At 72.1% G+C, this 15,767-nt stretch carries 15 protein-coding genes; 10 read left to right on the top strand and 5 right to left on the bottom strand.

Annotated features, from left to right (window positions below):
- Positions 1-83 precede the first annotated feature (83 nt).
- Complete coding sequence (locus tag ACH0BZ_RS02655) at positions 84-626, top strand: YbhB/YbcL family Raf kinase inhibitor-like protein (RefSeq protein ID WP_406896405.1); 543 nt, start codon at positions 84-86, stop codon at positions 624-626.
- 24 nt (positions 627-650) lie between these two features.
- On the opposite strand, the gene ACH0BZ_RS02650 is transcribed toward ACH0BZ_RS02655, so the two are convergent.
- Both ACH0BZ_RS02650 and ACH0BZ_RS02645 read right to left on the bottom strand, forming a co-directional pair.
- On the bottom strand, positions 651-1,718 hold the full coding sequence (locus tag ACH0BZ_RS02650; protein WP_406896404.1) for a quinone-dependent dihydroorotate dehydrogenase: 1,068 nt from the start codon (positions 1,716-1,718) through the stop codon (positions 651-653).
- A gap of 32 nt (positions 1,719-1,750) precedes the next feature.
- Complete coding sequence (locus ACH0BZ_RS02645) at positions 1,751-2,782, bottom strand: hypothetical protein (protein WP_406896403.1); 1,032 nt, start codon at positions 2,780-2,782, stop codon at positions 1,751-1,753.
- A 121-nt stretch (positions 2,783-2,903) separates the two neighbouring features.
- On the opposite strand from ACH0BZ_RS02645, the gene ACH0BZ_RS02640 reads away from it, so the two are divergent.
- The 5 genes from ACH0BZ_RS02640 to mshC are packed head-to-tail and all read left to right on the top strand — an operon-like array spanning position 2,904 to position 7,178.
- Positions 2,904-3,752 (top strand): undecaprenyl-diphosphate phosphatase, encoded by an 849-nt coding sequence (locus ACH0BZ_RS02640; protein WP_406896774.1) that lies wholly within the window; start codon positions 2,904-2,906, stop codon positions 3,750-3,752.
- A gap of 43 nt (positions 3,753-3,795) precedes the next feature.
- Positions 3,796-4,500 (top strand): histidine phosphatase family protein, encoded by a 705-nt coding sequence (locus tag ACH0BZ_RS02635; RefSeq protein WP_406896401.1) that lies wholly within the window; start codon positions 3,796-3,798, stop codon positions 4,498-4,500.
- A 43-nt stretch (positions 4,501-4,543) separates the two neighbouring features.
- Positions 4,544-5,131 carry a DUF3090 domain-containing protein gene (locus tag ACH0BZ_RS02630; protein ID WP_406896400.1) on the top strand — a complete coding sequence of 196 codons (588 nt, stop codon included), beginning with the start codon at positions 4,544-4,546 and terminating at the stop codon, positions 5,129-5,131.
- A complete protein-coding gene (locus tag ACH0BZ_RS02625; protein WP_406896398.1) occupies positions 5,128-5,910 on the top strand; it encodes an SCO1664 family protein in 783 nt (260 codons plus the stop codon). The genes ACH0BZ_RS02630 and ACH0BZ_RS02625 overlap by 4 nt, the downstream gene beginning before the upstream one ends.
- 23 nt (positions 5,911-5,933) lie before the next feature.
- Complete coding sequence (mshC, locus tag ACH0BZ_RS02620; protein WP_406896397.1) at positions 5,934-7,178, top strand: cysteine--1-D-myo-inosityl 2-amino-2-deoxy-alpha-D-glucopyranoside ligase; 1,245 nt, start codon at positions 5,934-5,936, stop codon at positions 7,176-7,178.
- A 238-nt stretch (positions 7,179-7,416) separates the two neighbouring features.
- On the opposite strand, the gene ACH0BZ_RS02615 is transcribed toward mshC, so the two are convergent.
- The gene (locus tag ACH0BZ_RS02615) at positions 7,417-8,349 is read right to left on the bottom strand and encodes a PAC2 family protein (RefSeq protein ID WP_406896396.1); all 933 of its coding nucleotides are present in this window, start codon (positions 8,347-8,349) and stop codon (positions 7,417-7,419) included.
- Positions 8,350-8,399: 50 nt separating this feature from the next.
- Between ACH0BZ_RS02615 and metH the strand changes: the two genes are divergently transcribed.
- The 4 genes from metH (at position 8,400) to hisG (ending at position 13,933) form a co-directional block, all read left to right on the top strand.
- Positions 8,400-11,960, top strand: a complete 3,561-nt coding sequence (gene metH / locus ACH0BZ_RS02610) for a methionine synthase (protein ID WP_406896395.1) — start codon at positions 8,400-8,402, stop codon at positions 11,958-11,960.
- Positions 11,961-12,056: 96 nt separating this feature from the next.
- Positions 12,057-12,773 (top strand): HAD family hydrolase, encoded by a 717-nt coding sequence (locus ACH0BZ_RS02605; protein ID WP_406896394.1) that lies wholly within the window; start codon positions 12,057-12,059, stop codon positions 12,771-12,773.
- Positions 12,770-13,033 (top strand): phosphoribosyl-ATP diphosphatase, encoded by a 264-nt coding sequence (locus tag ACH0BZ_RS02600; RefSeq protein ID WP_406896393.1) that lies wholly within the window; start codon positions 12,770-12,772, stop codon positions 13,031-13,033. Before ACH0BZ_RS02605 ends, ACH0BZ_RS02600 begins: the two co-directional genes overlap by 4 nt.
- A 45-nt stretch (positions 13,034-13,078) precedes the next feature.
- Positions 13,079-13,933, top strand: a complete 855-nt coding sequence (gene hisG / locus ACH0BZ_RS02595) for an ATP phosphoribosyltransferase (RefSeq protein WP_406896392.1) — start codon at positions 13,079-13,081, stop codon at positions 13,931-13,933.
- 39 nt (positions 13,934-13,972) lie between these two features.
- On the opposite strand, the gene ACH0BZ_RS02590 is transcribed toward hisG, so the two are convergent.
- Both ACH0BZ_RS02590 and ACH0BZ_RS02585 read right to left on the bottom strand, forming a co-directional pair.
- A complete protein-coding gene (locus ACH0BZ_RS02590) occupies positions 13,973-14,740 on the bottom strand; it encodes a thioesterase family protein (protein WP_406896390.1) in 768 nt (255 codons plus the stop codon).
- Complete coding sequence (locus ACH0BZ_RS02585; protein ID WP_406896389.1) at positions 14,740-15,708, bottom strand: RecB family exonuclease; 969 nt, start codon at positions 15,706-15,708, stop codon at positions 14,740-14,742. Before ACH0BZ_RS02585 ends, ACH0BZ_RS02590 begins: the two co-directional genes overlap by 1 nt.
- Between the last annotated feature and the right edge of the window lie 59 nt (positions 15,709-15,767).

Below are 15,767 nucleotides of genomic sequence, written 5' to 3'. Positions count from 1 at the left end.
GCACCGGACGCGCACGGGGTTCATCGCTGGTAGACAGGGACGTGACCGGTACGAGACGACGCCTGAGAACCCCAGGAGGACCGATGACCGACTTCCGTGTTCCCAACCCGTACGACGCCCTTCCCGACCTGCCCGTGCTCGAGGTGTCGAGCGAGTCGTTCGCCGAGGGCGCCACGCTCAGCGCCCCGCAGCTCGGTGGCAAGATGGGCGTCGAGGGCGGCGAGGACAAGTCCCCGCAGGTGAGCTGGTCCGCCGGCCCGGAGGGCACCAAGACCTACGTCGTGACCGTCTTCGACCCGGACGCCCCCACCGCGTCGGGTTTCTGGCACTGGTCGGTGGCCAACATCCCGGCCGACGTCACCTCGCTGCCCGAGGGGGCGTGCACGGGCGACGACTGCTCCGGGCTGCCCGACGGCGCGGTGGTGGTGCGCAACGACGCCGGCTTCAAGGGCTTCGTGGGCGCCGCTCCACCGGAGGGCCACGGCCCGCACCGGTATATCCTCGCCGTCCACGCCGTGGGCGACGAGATCGGGCTGGACGACGATGCCTCGTGCGCGTTCGTCGGCTTCAACCTCTTCGGCCAGGGCCTGGCCCGCGGCACCACCACGGCGCTCTTCGAGCAGTGAGCCGCTGACCGCAGGGGCCGTCGGTCACCGCACCGCGGAGCCGACGGCCTCGCCCAGCGAGGAGAACCCTCCCTGCCGGAGCCGTCGGGCCACCAGGCGGTTGGTGTCGCGGATCAGGCCGGTGCCCCCGTAGATGAACCCGGTGTAGGTCTGCACGAGGTTCGCGCCGTGGGTGATCCTCTCCCACACGTCCTCGGCGGTCTCGACGCCGCCCACCGAGATGATCACCAGCCGGCCGCCCGCCCGGGCGTGGATCCGGGCGAGCACCTCGCGGGAGCGGGCCGCGACGGGCGCGCCGGAGATGCCGCCGGCGCCCAGCGCCTCCACCTCGGCCGCCGGGGTGGCGAGCCCCTCGCGGGAGATCGTCGTGTTGGTGGCCACGATGCCCGCCAGACCCAGTTCGAGCGCCAGGTCGGTGACGGCGTCGACGTCCTCGTCCGACAGGTCCGGCGCGATCTTGACCAGGACAGGAACGGTCGCCACCTCGTCGACCGCCGCGAGGATGGGCCGCAGCGATTCCACCGCCTGGAGGTCGCGGAGGCCCGGCGTGTTGGGGGAACTGACGTTGACGACGAGGTAGTCGGCCAGGCCTGTGAGCATCGTGGCCGAGGCCACATAGTCGCGGACGGCGTCCTCCGCGGGGACCACCTTGGTCTTGCCGATGTTGATGCCCACCGGGTCGGCGCTGCGCCGGCGGCGCAGGTTGTTGGCGGCGTTGCCCGCGCCGTGGTTGTTGAAGCCCATCCGGTTGAGGATCGCCCGGTCGGCGACGAGCCGGAACAGGCGCGGCGCGGGGTTGCCCGGCTGCGGCGAGGCCGTGACCGTGCCCACCTCGCTGAACCCGAAGCCGATCGCGCCCCACGAGTCCACGGCCGCCGCGTTCTTGTCGAACCCGGCCGCAAGGCCGAGCGGGCCCGGAAAGGAGCGGCCCAGGACGTCCTGGGCGAGGATCGGGTCCTGCGCGCCGAGGACGCGCCGGACGAGCGCGCCGAGCGGCGGGATCAGCGTGAGGAGCTTGAGCACCCCGAACACCAGGTGGTGGACGCGCTCTGCGGGAAAGCGGAAGAGCACGGTCTTGAGCAGCGGGTACACGGTCCTCCTCAGGGGACGTGGGTCGTGACGGATCAGCCTTCGGGCTCGTCGAGCGTGGGGCGCAGCAGGTGCAGGCCGGCACCGCCAGCGGAACCCACCACCACGGTGCCCGAGTCGGTGACCACCACCGAGTTGGGCTGGCGGAGCGTCGCCACCTCGGCCCGGCGCGATCCGAAGCCATCGCCGAGATCGTACGCCTGGAGGGTGTTGGTCCCGGTCGAGGTCATCCACACCACCTCCCGCGAGGCGTCCTCCGCCACGGCCCACGGCGCGTCCGCGACGGGGAACATCTGGTGCAGGCGCACCGGATCGGTCGAGTACACCAACAGTGCGTCGCCGACCGTGTCGCTCGCCACCACCGAGTCCCCGGCGAACGGGGCGACCATCCCGGCACCCTTGCCGGCGCGCAGCAGCGGGCCCGCGGTGTCCTCGGAGAGGTCCACGCTGGCGATCACCGTGTCGGGGCGGCTCAGGGCCGTCACCGACCCGTCGCTGGCCACGGAGAGCAGGTCCACCGAGGTCAGCCCGCGAACGCGGTGCTGCTCGGCGCCCTCGGCGTCGCGCACCACGACCTCGCCGTCGGCGGTGCCGGTGAGCAGGCGGCCGTCGTCCGTGAGCGCCGCCGCGGTCACCGGGCCGAGCCCGGAGATCCGACGCTCGTCGCCGGTCGGGGGCACCACCACCACGCCGTCGGCGTAGGGCACGACCACGGCGCCGTCAGGTCCCGCCGTGGCCGGCCCGGCATCGGCGGGCAGCTCGACGGTGCGGTCCTCGGTCCAGTCGGTCCCCTCGACGTCGCCGATCAGCAGGCGCGCCGGGTCGGCGAGCTGGACCGCCACGCGGTCGCCCGCGGCGACCAGGGCCACCACCTCGCCGTCGACCTCCACGACCTCCCCATCGTCGGGTTCCGCGGCGGGCGGGGAGACGGCGGGCTGCGCGTTGCCCTGCTCGACGGCGTTGTGGCCCTCGAGCTGGCTGGCGGCCTGGGAACAGCCCGCCAGGCCCATCGCGAGCGCGAGCAGCGCGGCGGGCAGAGCGGTGCGACGGCGGACACGCAGGGTCACGGTGATCCTTTCGACTGCCCGACATTGTCCACGACGCGGGCCCTCAGGTGGCGCCCAGGTCGGAGCGACTACCCTCTGCCGAGTGAACGCAACGGTCCTCGCCGCCCCCGCCACCGAGGGAATGTCGTGGCTCCAGGTGGTCGTGCTCTCGCTCCTCCAGGGCCTCACCGAGTTCCTGCCCGTGTCCTCGTCCGGGCACCTGCGGATCTTCTCCACCTGGTTCTTCGGGCAGGACGCCGGCGCCTCGTTCACCGCGGTCGTCCAGCTCGGCACCGAGGCGGCGGTGCTCGTCTACTTCTTCACGGACATCGTCCGGATCCTCATCGCCTGGTTCCGGGGAGTGTTCCGGCCCGAGCACCGCGACGACCCCAACTACCGGCTCGGCTGGTACGTCATCGTGGGCTCGGCCCCCATCGCGATCATCGGCTTCGTGGGCAAGGACCTCATCCGCGACAACCTGCGGAACCTGTGGATCACGGCCGCGGTGCTCATCGGGTTCTCCTTCGTCTTTCTCCTCGCCGAGAAGCTCGGCCGCCAGGACCGCCCCGTCGACGGCAAGTCGCTCGAGGGGCTGACGATGAAGGACGCGGTCGTCATGGGCTTCGCGCAGTGCCTGGCCCTCATCCCCGGGGTGAGCCGCTCGGGCGGCACCATCTCGGCGGGCCTGTTCCTCGACATGTCCCGCGAGGCCGCCGCCCGGTTCTCGTTCCTGCTGGCGATCCCCGCCGTGCTCGCCTCCGGCCTGTTCAGCCTGCCCGACGCGTTCGCGCCGTCGTCGGTGGGACAGTCCGCGAGCGGGATCCAGCTCCTCGTGGGCTCGGCCATCGCGTTCGTCGTGGGCTACGCGGCCATCGCCTGGCTCCTGCGCTTCGTCCAGAAGCACTCCCTTGCCTGGTTCGCCGGCTACCGGATCCTGCTGGGCCTGCTCGTCATGGGGCTGCTCGCCACGGGGACCATCCCCGCGTCCTGACGTGGCCCGCGTCCCGGCCGGCTCCCGCCGGTAACCTGCGGGCATGACCGTCATCCTGCTCCGGCACGGCCGCTCCACCGCCAACACGGCGCGAACCCTGGCCGGCCGCACGCCCGGCGTCGGGCTCGACGAGACGGGCCGAGCGCAGGCCGACGCGCTCGTCACCCGGCTCGACGGCCTACCCGTGGAGGCCCTCGTGCGCTCGCCGCTCCTGCGCTGCCGCGAGACCGTCGAGCCGCTCGCCTCCGCGCTCGGCCTGGAGCCCACGATCGACGAGGGCCTGGTCGAGGTGGACTTCGGCACGTGGACCGGCCGGGTGCTCAGCGAGCTCGCGGAGGAGCACATCTGGTCGGTGGTGCAGCAGCACCCGTCGTCGGCGATCTTCCCCGAAGGCGAGTCCATGGCGCAGATGGCGATCCGCGCCGTGTCCGCCGTCCGGATGCACGACCGGCGGCTCGCCGACCAGGCCGGGCGCGACGTGCTGTGGGTGGCCTGCAGCCACGGCGACGTGATCAAGGCGGTCCTCGCCGACGCGTACGGGATGCACCTGGACCACTTCCAGCGGATCGTCGTGGAACCCGCGTCGGTCTCCGTGGTGCGGTACACGCCGCACCGGCCGTTCGTGCTCCGGGTCAACGACACCGGGGGAGACCTGTCGAGCCTGCGCGGCGAGCCGGCCGGGCACGTGAGCAACGCCACGCCCACCCACGCCGCCTCGGACGCCGTCCCCGGCGGGAACGTACCCTGAGAGATCGCGGGACCAGGCAGGACCGAGGAGGAGGCGAGCCGGCATGAGCAGGGCGGTGCACGAGTTCCATGACCCCACGCGGTTCATCGTGGGCACGGTCGGGCAGCCCGGCGAACGCGTCTTCTTTGTCCAGGCCACCGGCGACGGCCGCACCGTCTCGGTGCGGTGCGAGAAGCAGCAGGCGCAGATCCTCTCGGAGAAGATGGGCGCGCTGCTCGACGAGGTCGCGGCCCGCACCGACACGACCGTGCCGCCGGCCGCGCACACCGTCGATGACCTCGAGCCGCTCGAGATGCCCGTCGACCCCGAGTTCCAGGTGGGCACCATGGGCCTGGGCTGGGACGGCGAGAAGAACCTCGTGGTGGTGGAACTGCTCGCGATGGACCCCGGCGCCACCGACGAGTCCGTGGTCCTGTCGGACTCCGAGGACGCCCCCGACGCACTGCGCGTCTTTCTCACCCCCGCCCGCGCCCGGCAGTTCGTCCTGCGCAGCGAGAGGGTGGTCTCCGCCGGCCGCGAGCCGTGCCCGCTGTGCGGGGAGCCCATCGACGCGGCCGGGCACCTGTGCGTGCGGCTCAACGGGTACCGGCCGCGGTCCCGCGGGGAGCTCGTCGAGCTCATCGAACCGTGACCGGCCGCGCGGCCCCGCCCGAGCTCACCGTCCAGGCCCGCATCCCCTCCGGGAGCAACGCCGTCTACCGCTGCGTGGACGCCGACGGTGACGCGTGGGTCTACAAACCGTCGCTGGGGGAACGACCGCTCGCCGACTTCCCGGACGGCACCCTCGCCGCGCGGGAGGTCGCCGCCTACCTCGTGTCCGTGGCGTTGGGCTGGGACCTCGTCCCGGAGACCGTCGCCGTGAGCGGGCCCGGTGGGCCCGGGATGGCGCAGCGGTGGATCGACGAGGTGCCCGACGACGAGGCGGGCGGACCCGACCCGGTGGACGTCCACCCGGTGGACGCCGTGCCCGACGGCCGTGTCCCGGTCCTCCGGGGCGAGGGGGCCCGCGGCGAGGACGTGGTGGTGGCCCACACCGTCGACGAGCGGGTCCGGCGCATCGCGCTGCTCGACCACGTCGTCAACAACGCCGACCGCAAGGGCGGCCACCTCCTCGTGGACACCGGGGGGGTGGTGTGGGCGATCGATCACGGCCTGTCGTTCCACGTCCAGCCCAAGGTCCGGACCGTGCTGTGGGGGTGGGCGGGTCAGGCGCTGCCGGCCGACGACCTCGATGGCCTGCGGCGCCTCCGGACCGCCCTGCGTGACGCGGACACGCTCCGGCTGGGCCTGGCGGACCTGCTGGACCCCGCCGAGATCGACGCCCTCGAGCACCGGGTCGAGGCCCTCGTCGAGGCCGGCGTCTTCCCCGTCCCCGGCCCCGGATACCCCCTGCCCTGGCCGCTGTTCTGACACGCGTCTCTAGACTCGGCCGCATGCACTCGTGGTCCGCGCCCGCCGTTCCCGCCGTCCCAGGCGAGGCCGCGGCACTCCGGCTCTTCGACACGGCGAGCGGCGAGGTCCTGCCCGTGGACGCCGGACCCGTCGCCCGCATGTACGTGTGCGGGATCACCCCGTACGACACCACGCATCTCGGGCACGCGGCCACCTACCTGGCCTTCGATCTGGTGTACCGCCAGCTCCTCGACGCCGGCCACGAGGTCCACTACGTCCAGAACACCACCGACGTCGACGACCCGCTGTTCGAGCGCGCCGAGCGCGACGGCGTGGACTGGCGTGAGCTGGGCGCGATCGAGACCGACCGGTTCCGGTCCGACATGGAGGCGCTGCGCGTCCTGCCGCCCCGCGACTACGTGGCCGCCACCGAGACGATCGACGAGGTCGTGGAGATGGTGGCCGAGCTCCTCGACCGCGGGCACGCCTACCGCATCGACGAGGCCGTGGACGGTCACGCGGACGTCTACTACCGGCACCGCGCCACCGTCGACTTCGGCTACGAGTCCGGGTACGACGACGCGGCGATGGCGGCGGCGTTCGCCGAGCGTGGCGGCGACCCCGACCGCGCCGGCAAGGAGCATCCCCTGGACGCCCTGCTGTGGCGGATGGAGCGCCCCGGCGAACCGTCGTGGCCCTCGCCGTGGGGAGCCGGCCGCCCCGGCTGGCACATCGAGTGCTCGGCCATCGCCCGCAACCGGCTCGGCATGGGGTTCGACATCCAGGGCGGCGGCAGCGATCTCGCCTTTCCGCACCACGAGTTCTCGGCCGCGCACGCCGAGGCGGCCACGGGCGACGCCCGGTTCGCCCGGCTCTACGTCCACGCCGCGATGATCGGGCTCGACGGGGTCAAGATGAGCAAGTCTCTCGGCAACCTCGTGCGCGTCCAGCAGCTCCGCGAACAGGGCGTGGACCCGGCACTCATCCGGCTCGGCCTGTTCGTTGGCCACTACCGCACGGACCGCTCGTGGTCCGACGACGTGCTGGCGGACGCCCGCGACCGGCACGCGGCGTGGTCCCGGGCCGTGGCCCGAGGCACCGGCGCCGACGCGGCCGACGCGGTCCGGGCCCTACGGGAGCGGCTGGCCGACGACCTCGACACACCGGGCGCCCTCGCGGCCATCGACGCGTGGGCCGGGGCCACGCTCACCGGGGACGCGTCCGACCCCGGCGCCGGCGCCGCCGTCGCGACCGCGATCGACGCGCTGCTGGGCATCCGTCTCTGACCGGCCCCGCCTGCCCCGCCCGGCCCGCCCGGCCCGCCCCGGCATCTGCTCGAGCAGATGCCGGGGTGAATCGTCCTCGCCACGGTTCGCGTACAACCGCCCCGGCGCGCGCCATGGCGGCTGTGCGCTAAAGGGGGCGTGCGTCATCTGCTCGAGCAGATGGCGGGGAACGGCCAGGCGCCGGCGCGCTATATGCCGGGGAACGGCCAGGCGCCGGCGGGCTAGATGCCGGGTAGCCCTAGGTGCCGTCGGTGTCGCCGCGGTCGCCGCGGTCGCCGCGGAGGAACTTCTCGAACTCGGCGGCAATCGCGTCGCCGTCCACCAACGGCATGGCGTCGCCGTCGGCGGCGCGACCGCGGTCGGGCTCCGGGTCCACACCCGGATCCACCTGGCCCTCGTCCACGCGGTCCTCCAGGGACTGGATGTAGTCGCGCAGGTCGTCGTCCTCGCGGGCGGCCACGTCCACCTTCTCGACCCACGACCGGGCCTGGGAGCGCAGGGCGTCCATCGGCACCGCGATGCCCAGCTGCTCGCCGAGCCACGAGAGCATCGCCTCGGTCCCGCGCGGATTGGGCGGCGAGGCCACGTAGTGGGGGATCCCCGCCCACAGGCTCAGGGCCGGCACGCCGGCCTCGGTGAGCAACTGCTGCAGCACGCCGGTCATTCCGGTGGGGCCCTCGTAGTCCGAGGCGTCGACCCCCATCCCGCCCACGCGCTGGCGGCTGAAGGCGGCCCCGGTCAGGGGGACCGGCCGGGTGTGGGGGATGTCCGCGAGGTAGGCGCCCAGCAGGACCACCTGGGTCACCTCGAGGGTGTCCACCAGGTCCACGAACTCGGCGGCGAAGCGGCGCCACTTGAGGGCCGGCTCCGGCCCGTGGACCAGCACCACGTCGTGGGCGTAGCCGTCGGGCCGGCACACCGACACCATGATCCGCGGCCACTCGATCGCCCGGGAGACGCCGCCGGCGTGCCGCACGAGCGGGCGATGGTCGAGGTAGTCGAAGAAGTCGTCGCCGCCGATCTCCGCGATCGGGCGCGCCTCCCAGTTCAGGGCCAGGTGCTCGATCGTCCCCGTGGCCACGTCGGCCGCATGGTTCCACCCCTCGAACGCCACGAGCATGATCGGGTTCTCCACGTCGAGGTGTCCGTCGGAAGTCCAGTCGACCGTCATCCGTCCAGCCTACGTTCGACCTCGTCGTCGTCCCACCTACACTGACGGTCATGTCTGCCGCTTTCGATTCGCCCTTGTTGGACGCCGCCCGTCGGCGTGTACTCATCGGGGACGGGGCGATGGGAACCATGTTGCAGGCCGTGGACCTCGACGTGGACGACGACTTCCTGGGCCTCGAGGGCTGCAACGAGATCCTCAACGCCACCCGCCCCGACGTGGTGGCGGAGATCCACCGCGCCTTCTTCGCCGCCGGGGCCGACCTGGTGGAGACCAACACCTTCGGCTGCAACCTGTCCAACCTCGCCGACTACGACATCGTGGACCGGATCGAGGAGCTGGCCGAGAAGGGTGCCGCGATCGCGCGGAAGGTCGCCGACGAGATGGGCCCCTCCGAGGACGGCACCCCGCGGATGGTCCTGGGTTCCCTCGGGCCGGGTACCAAGCTGCCCTCTCTCGGTCAGACCACCTTCGAGGAGATCCGCGACGCCTACGCCCGCGCCGCCGAGGGGCTGGCCCGAGGCGGGATCGACGCCTACCTCATCGAGACCAGCCAGGACCTGCTGCAGGTCAAGGCCGCCGTCCTCGGTTGCCAGAGCGGCATGGAGGCCGCCGGCAGGAAGCTGCCGATCATCTCGCACGTCACCATCGAGACCACCGGCACCATGCTGCTCGGCTCGGAGATCGGCGCGGCGCTCACCGCCCTGGAACCGCTGGGCATCGACATGATCGGCCTCAACTGCGCCACGGGCCCGGCGGAGATGGTGGAGCACCTGCGCTACCTCTCGCAGCACGCCTCGGTCCCGGTGTCGGTGATGCCCAACGCCGGACTGCCGGAGCTCGGCCCGAACGGCGCCGTCTACCCCCTCGGCGCCGAGGACTTCGGCCCCCAGGTCGCCGACTTCGTCTCCGAGTTCGGTCTGTCCATGGTGGGCGGCTGCTGCGGCACCACGCCCGAGCACATCACGCGCCTGCGCGAGCAGGTGCTGGGCCGCACCCAGGCCGAGCGTGAACCCGCGCCGATCAATGCCGTGTCCTCGCTGTACTCGGTCACGCCGCTGCGGGCGGACGCCGGGATCATCATGATCGGCGAGCGCACCAACGCCAACGGCTCCAAGAAGTTCCGCGAAGCCATGCTGGCCGGTGACTGGGACACGTGCATGGAGATCGCCAAGGGCCAGATGCGCGACGGCGCGCAGATGCTCGACCTGTGCGTGGACTACGTGGGCCGCGACGGTTCGGGCGACATGGCCGAGCTCGCCGGCCGCCTGGCCACCTCCTCGACGCTGCCGATCATGCTCGACTCCACCGAGCCCGACGTGATCCGCGCCGGTCTGGAGCACCTGGGCGGGCGCTGCGCCGTCAACTCGGTGAACTACGAGGACGGCGACGGCCCCGACTCGCGCTTCCAGCGCATCATGCGGCTCGTCACCGAGCACGGCGCCGCCGTGGTGGGCCTCACGATCGACGAGGAGGGCCAGGCCCGCACCGCCGACCACAAGGTGCGGATCGCCGAACGCCTGATCGCCGACCTCACGGGCAACTGGGGGGTCGACGAGGACGACATCATCATCGACTGCCTCACCTTCCCCATCTCCACCGGCCAGGAGGAGGTGCGCCGCGACGGCATCGAGACGATCGAGGCGATCCGCCGGCTCACCGAGGCACACCCGCGCATCCACACCACGCTGGGTCTGTCCAACATCTCGTTCGGCCTCAACCCGGCCGCGCGGCAGGTCCTCAACTCGGTGTTCCTCCACGAGTGCATCCAGGCGGGCCTGGACACGGCCATCGCACACAGCTCCAAGATCCTGCCGATGAACAAGATCGACGAGCGGCAGCGCGAGGTGGCGTTGGACCTGGTCTACGACCGCCGGCGCGACGACTACGACCCGCTGCAGGTGTTCATGGAGCTGTTCGAGGGCGTGTCCGCGGCCAGCGCCAAGGACGAGCGCGCGGCAGAGCTCGCGGCGATGCCACTCATGGAGCGGCTCGCGGCTCGGATCGTCGACGGCGAGCGCAACGGTCTCGAGGAGGATCTCGACGCCGCGATGGCCGAGATCCCGCCGCTGCAGATCATCAACGATCACCTTTTGAACGGCATGAAGACGGTCGGCGAGCTGTTCGGTTCCGGACAGATGCAGCTGCCGTTCGTGCTGCAGTCGGCCGAGACGATGAAGGCCGCGGTGGCGCACCTGGAGCCCCACATGGAGGCCACGGACGAGGACGGCAAGGGCAAGATCGTCCTGGCCACCGTCAAGGGCGACGTCCACGACATCGGTAAGAACCTCGTGGACATCATCCTGTCCAACAACGGCTACGACGTGGTGAACATCGGCATCAAGCAGCCGATCGCCGACATCATCTCCGCGGCCCGCGAGCACAAGGCCGACGTGATCGGCATGTCGGGCCTGCTCGTGAAGTCGACCGTGGTGATGAAGGACAACCTCGTCGAGCTCAACAACGAGGGCATCGCCGGCGAGTTCCCGGTGCTGCTGGGCGGCGCCGCGCTCACGCGCGCCTTCGTGGAGGTGGACCTGGCGGAGATGTACCAGGGCGACGTGTTCTACGCCCGTGACGCGTTCGAGGGCCTGCGGCTCATGGACGAGGTGATGACGGCGAAGCGGACCGGCGTGCCCATCGCGCAGTCCTCGGAGGCGGCCGCCAAGGCCGCCGAGCGCCGCGAGCGCCGCGCCCGCAGCGAGGCGATCGCCGCCAAGCGGGCCCCCGAGGCCGAGCCGATCGAGATCCCTGCCCGCTCCGACGTGGCGGCCGACCAGCCCATCGCCACCCCGCCGTTCTGGGGCACCCGCATAGCCAAGGGCATCCCGGTGGCCGACTACGCCGGCCACCTGGACGAGCGCGCCCTGTTCCTCGGTCAGTGGGGCCTGCGCGGCGTCCGCGGGGGAGAGGGGCCCAGCTACGAGGAGCTCGTGGAGACCGACGGCCGGCCGCGGCTGCGGGACTGGATCAACCGGCTCACCACGGAAGGGATCCTCTCGCACGCCGCCGTGGTGTACGGCTATTTCCCGGCCTACTCCGATGGCGATGACGTGTACATCCTCGCCGAGCCCCGCCCCGACGCCGAGGTGCTGCACCGCGTGTCCTTCCCGCGTCAGCAGCGGCCGCGCTTCCTGTGCATCGCCGACTTCCTGGCCTCCAAGGAGCGGTGCGAGGCCGAGGGCACGGTGGACGTGCTGCCGTTCCAGCTCGTCACCATGGGCAGCCCGATCGCCGACTTCGCCAACGAGCTCTTCGCCGCCAACGAATACCGCGACTACATGGAGGTGCACGGCCTGTCCGTGCAGCTCACCGAGGCGCTCGCCGAGTTCTGGCACCGCCGGGTCCGCGACGAGCTGCAGCTGCCCGACGGCGCGGTGTCCGAGGAGGACCCGGACGCGATCACCGACTACTTCGACCTCAAGTACCGCGGCGCGCGCTACAGCTTCGGCTACGGCGCCTGCCCGGACCTGGAGGACCGGAAGGTCGTGGTGGACCTGCTCGAGCCCGAGCGGATCGGCGTGGAGCTGTCCGAGGAGCTGCAGCTGCACCCGGAGCAGTCCACGGACGCGTTCGTGCTGTACCACCCGGAGGCGAAGTACTTCAACACGTGATCGGCCGTGAGGGCAGCTTGTCCTTGCTGTCTCCGCCGGCGTGGCGTTCCCCGCTCGCCCGGCCACGCCCGACGCGGTTCGGGTAGACAGTAGGCCGTGACCAGCTTCTCCGAGAACCCTCGTCCGTCCGCTGTCTGCCTCGACATGGACGGCACGCTCGTCGACACCGAACGCCTGTGGGACGTGGCCGTGTACGAGCTCGCCGAACACATGGGGCGTCCGCTCGACGACTCGACCCGGGAGCGGACACTGGGCAACTCGCTGCGCGGGTTCTTCGACATCCTCGGCGAGTACACCGGCCACCCCGTCGAGGGCGAGGAGTACGAGCGGCTCGCGCACCGCCTCAACTCGCGGGTGACCGAGCTCATGCGCACGGACATGCAGTGGCAGCCGGGCGCCGAGGAACTGCTCGAGGACCTTGCCCGGACCGGCACCCGGGTTGCCCTGGTCACCAACACGGAGGCCGACGTGGCGTCGGTGCCGCTCGACTTCCTCCGCCGTGACCGCTTCGAGGTGATCGTGACCGGATGCATGGTGGCCGACCCCAAGCCGGCCCCGGACCCGTACCTGCTCGCGTGCCGGCGGCTGGGCGTAGCCCCGGCCGACACCGTGGCCGTCGAGGACTCCGTCACAGGCGCCACCTCCGCCGTGGCCGCCGGCCTGCGGGTGCTCTACGTCCCGTCCACCGACGGCCAGCCAGACGTCCCGGGCGCCCGCACGCATTCCGGCCTCGCCGACGTGGACGTGGCCGAGCTGTTCTCGCTCACCTCGGGGATGCCCGTGGGCGGCCCTGTGGGAGAATCGGGCGCGTGAAGACCTTCGACTCGCTGTTCGCCGAGCTGTCCGAACGCATCGCCACCCGCCCTGAGGGGTCGGGGACCGTCACCGCGTTCGACAAGGGTGTGCACCACCTCGGCAAGAAGGTCAACGAGGAGGCCGGCGAGGTGTGGATCGCGGCCGAGTACCAGTCCGACGAGGAACTGGCCGAGGAGATCTCGCAGCTCCTCTACTGGACCCAGGTCATGATGCTCAAGCGCGGGCTCGGCCTGGAGGACGTCTACAGGCACCTGTAGGCCGTCACCCTCATCCGGCCCCACACCCACCCCACGGGAGTCACCATGCTGCGCGTCGCCGTCCCCAACAAGGGCGCCCTGTCCGAGTCCGCCTCCGAGATGCTCGCCGAAGCCGGCTACCGCCGTCGCGGCGACGGGAGCAAGGATCTGTCCCTCATCGACCGCGAGAACGAGGTCGAGTTCTACTTCCTGCGCCCCAAGGACATCGCCGTCTACGTGGGCTCAGGCCGGCTCGAGCTGGGCATCACCGGGCGCGACCTGGCCGCCGACTCGCGGGCGGAGGTCGACGAGCTGCTGCAGCTGGGCTTCGGTCACTCCACGTTCCGCTACGCGGGCCCGCAGGGCGCCGGGTGGACCACCGAGAAGCTCGCCGGCGCCCGCATCGCCACCTCGTACCCCAACATCGTGCGCCGCGACCTCGAGGACCGGGGGATCGAGGCCGAGGTGATCCGGCTCGACGGCGCGGTGGAGATCTCCATCCAGCTCGGGGTGGCGGACTGCATCGCCGACGTCGTGGGCTCGGGCCGCACCCTCAAGCTGCACGAGCTGGAGGCGTTCGGGGACGTCCTCTGCGACTCGGAGGGCGTGCTCATCTCGCGACGCGGCGCCGAGCCGACGGCGGCCATGCGGCAGATGCGGGCGCGGCTGCAGGGCGTGGTCTTTGCCCAGCAGTACATGATGCTCGACTACGACTGCCCCAAGGAGCTGCTCGAGTCCGTCTCGGCGATCACGCCGGGGATCGAGTCGCCGACGGTCTCGCCGATGGCCGATCCCGCGTGGGTCGCCGTGCGGTCGATGGTGCCGCGCAAGAAGGTCAACGCGATCATGGACGAGCTGGCCGCGGCCGGGGCGCGGGCGATCATCGCCACCGACATCCGGTCCTGCCGGATGGGCGGCTGACGCCCCCGTCCCGTCCGGGCGGGCGGGCGAACGAGCCCGTCAGACCCGTTCGACGAGCAGCGCCTGCAGGGTGTGCCCGATCGGGCCGCGCTCGTCGTAGAGCGTGCCCGCGGTGGCACCCACACCGTCGGGACCGATCGAGGCGTCGGCGGCCACGCCGATCCACTCGCCCTCCGGGCGCCGGTGCAGGTGGGTGACGAGGTCGGTGTTGAGGAACCGCCACTGCTCGGGCCCGAGCACCGCGCCCACGCCGTTGGCGATGTCCGCCACCGACATGACGCGCTCCACGGGGGTCATCTCCTCCCCGGCGACGAGCGGCAGCCGCGTGCGCACCCACACGACCCCGTCACGGTCCCCGCGCAATTCGAGCGAGTCGATGTACCCGCTGGTCCAGCGGTCGAAGAACGTGCTGTCCAGGTCCTCGTCCGGCAGCCGGAGGGCGGGCTCGGCGGTCTGCTCGACGTCCGCCGTGTCGCCGATGAGCATGCGCCAGGCGCTTCCCCGGGCCACGACGCGGCCGCCGGCCTCGAGCTCGGCCTCGAGCAGCTGCACGCGCCGGCCGGGCCGGGAGACGCGGGCCCGGGTGCGGACCTCGCCCAGGGGTACCGCCCCGAGCAGGTCGACGGTCACGCGGGCGATGCGGGTGGACTCCGTGCGCTCGTGCCGGTCCATGGCCCGGGTGAGGATCGCCGCGGGCGGCGATCCGTGCTGCAGGTCCGGCCCCCACGCGCTCACCGTGTGGTCGGTGGCGTGGAAGACCTCCCACTCGGCGTCGGTGCCCCGCGGCTCGAAGTACGCGTCCGTCATCACCCTGCTCCTCCGGGCCGCTCGGGCCGCTCGATTGGTGTCACGTCCACAGGTACCACCCGGCTGCCCGGCCAGCCCGGGTACTCGGGCGGGGTGCCCCCGAAGGCCGGGCACAGGCTCTGGTGCGCGCACCAGTCGCACAGTCGCGAGGTCCGGGGCGCGAACTCACCGCTTTCCCCGGCGGACTCGATGGCCGCCCACAGCGCGTCCAGCGTCGCCTCGGTACCCGCGAGCGCCTCGGCGTCGGGGGAGAGGGTGAGCCAGCTCCCGTCCTTGAGGTAGATGAGCTTGAGCTGCGTGGGCAGCACGCCATGGATCCGCCGGTACATGAGCGCGTAGAAGCGCATCTGGAACATGGCCTCGTCCCGGTACGCGGGCCGCGGCGGCTTGCCCGTCTTGTAGTCGACCACCCGCACCTCGCCGGTGGGGGCCACGTCCACGCGGTCCAGGTAGCCGTGCAGCGGGGTCCCCGCGGCCGTCGCGGTGACGAGGTACTGCTCGCACGCGGCGGGGGAGAAGCGCTGCGGGTCCTCCACACCGTACAGGGTGGCGACCAGCGCGGCCGCCTCGGCGCGGAACGCGTCCCGGTCGGCGAGGGGGACGACGACGAGACCGTTCTCCTCGTTCCCGCCGCCGGGCGCGAAGAACGCCTCGACCGCGTCCCTCACGAGATCGGCCGCCCGCGCCGGGCCGCGCTCGGGCTGGTCCAGCACGTAGAGCGTCTCCAGCACGTCGTGCACCACTGTCCCCAGGACCTGGGCGCGGCTACGCGGTTCGGGAATCCGGTCGATCGCGCGCAGCCGGTACAACAGCGGGCAGCGCCGGAAGTCCGCCGCGCGCGAGGCCGAGAGCGCGAGCGGTCGCCGGACGAGGCCGCCCACCTCGGCGTCGTCACCCGAGCCGGCCCGCGGACCGCCACGTGCGCTCCCACCCGGGCCGGCACCACCGATTTCCAGAGCATCCGTCACACCTGGCAGGGTAGACACCCGGTCGGACATCCGGCCGAGCCCGCCATCCCCGAAAGGTC

Source organism: Dietzia sp. 179-F 9C3 NHS, assembly GCF_045369825.1.
Classification (GTDB): Bacteria; Actinomycetota; Actinomycetes; order Mycobacteriales; family Mycobacteriaceae; genus Dietzia.
This window is presented reverse-complemented; position numbering and strand designations above follow the sequence as displayed.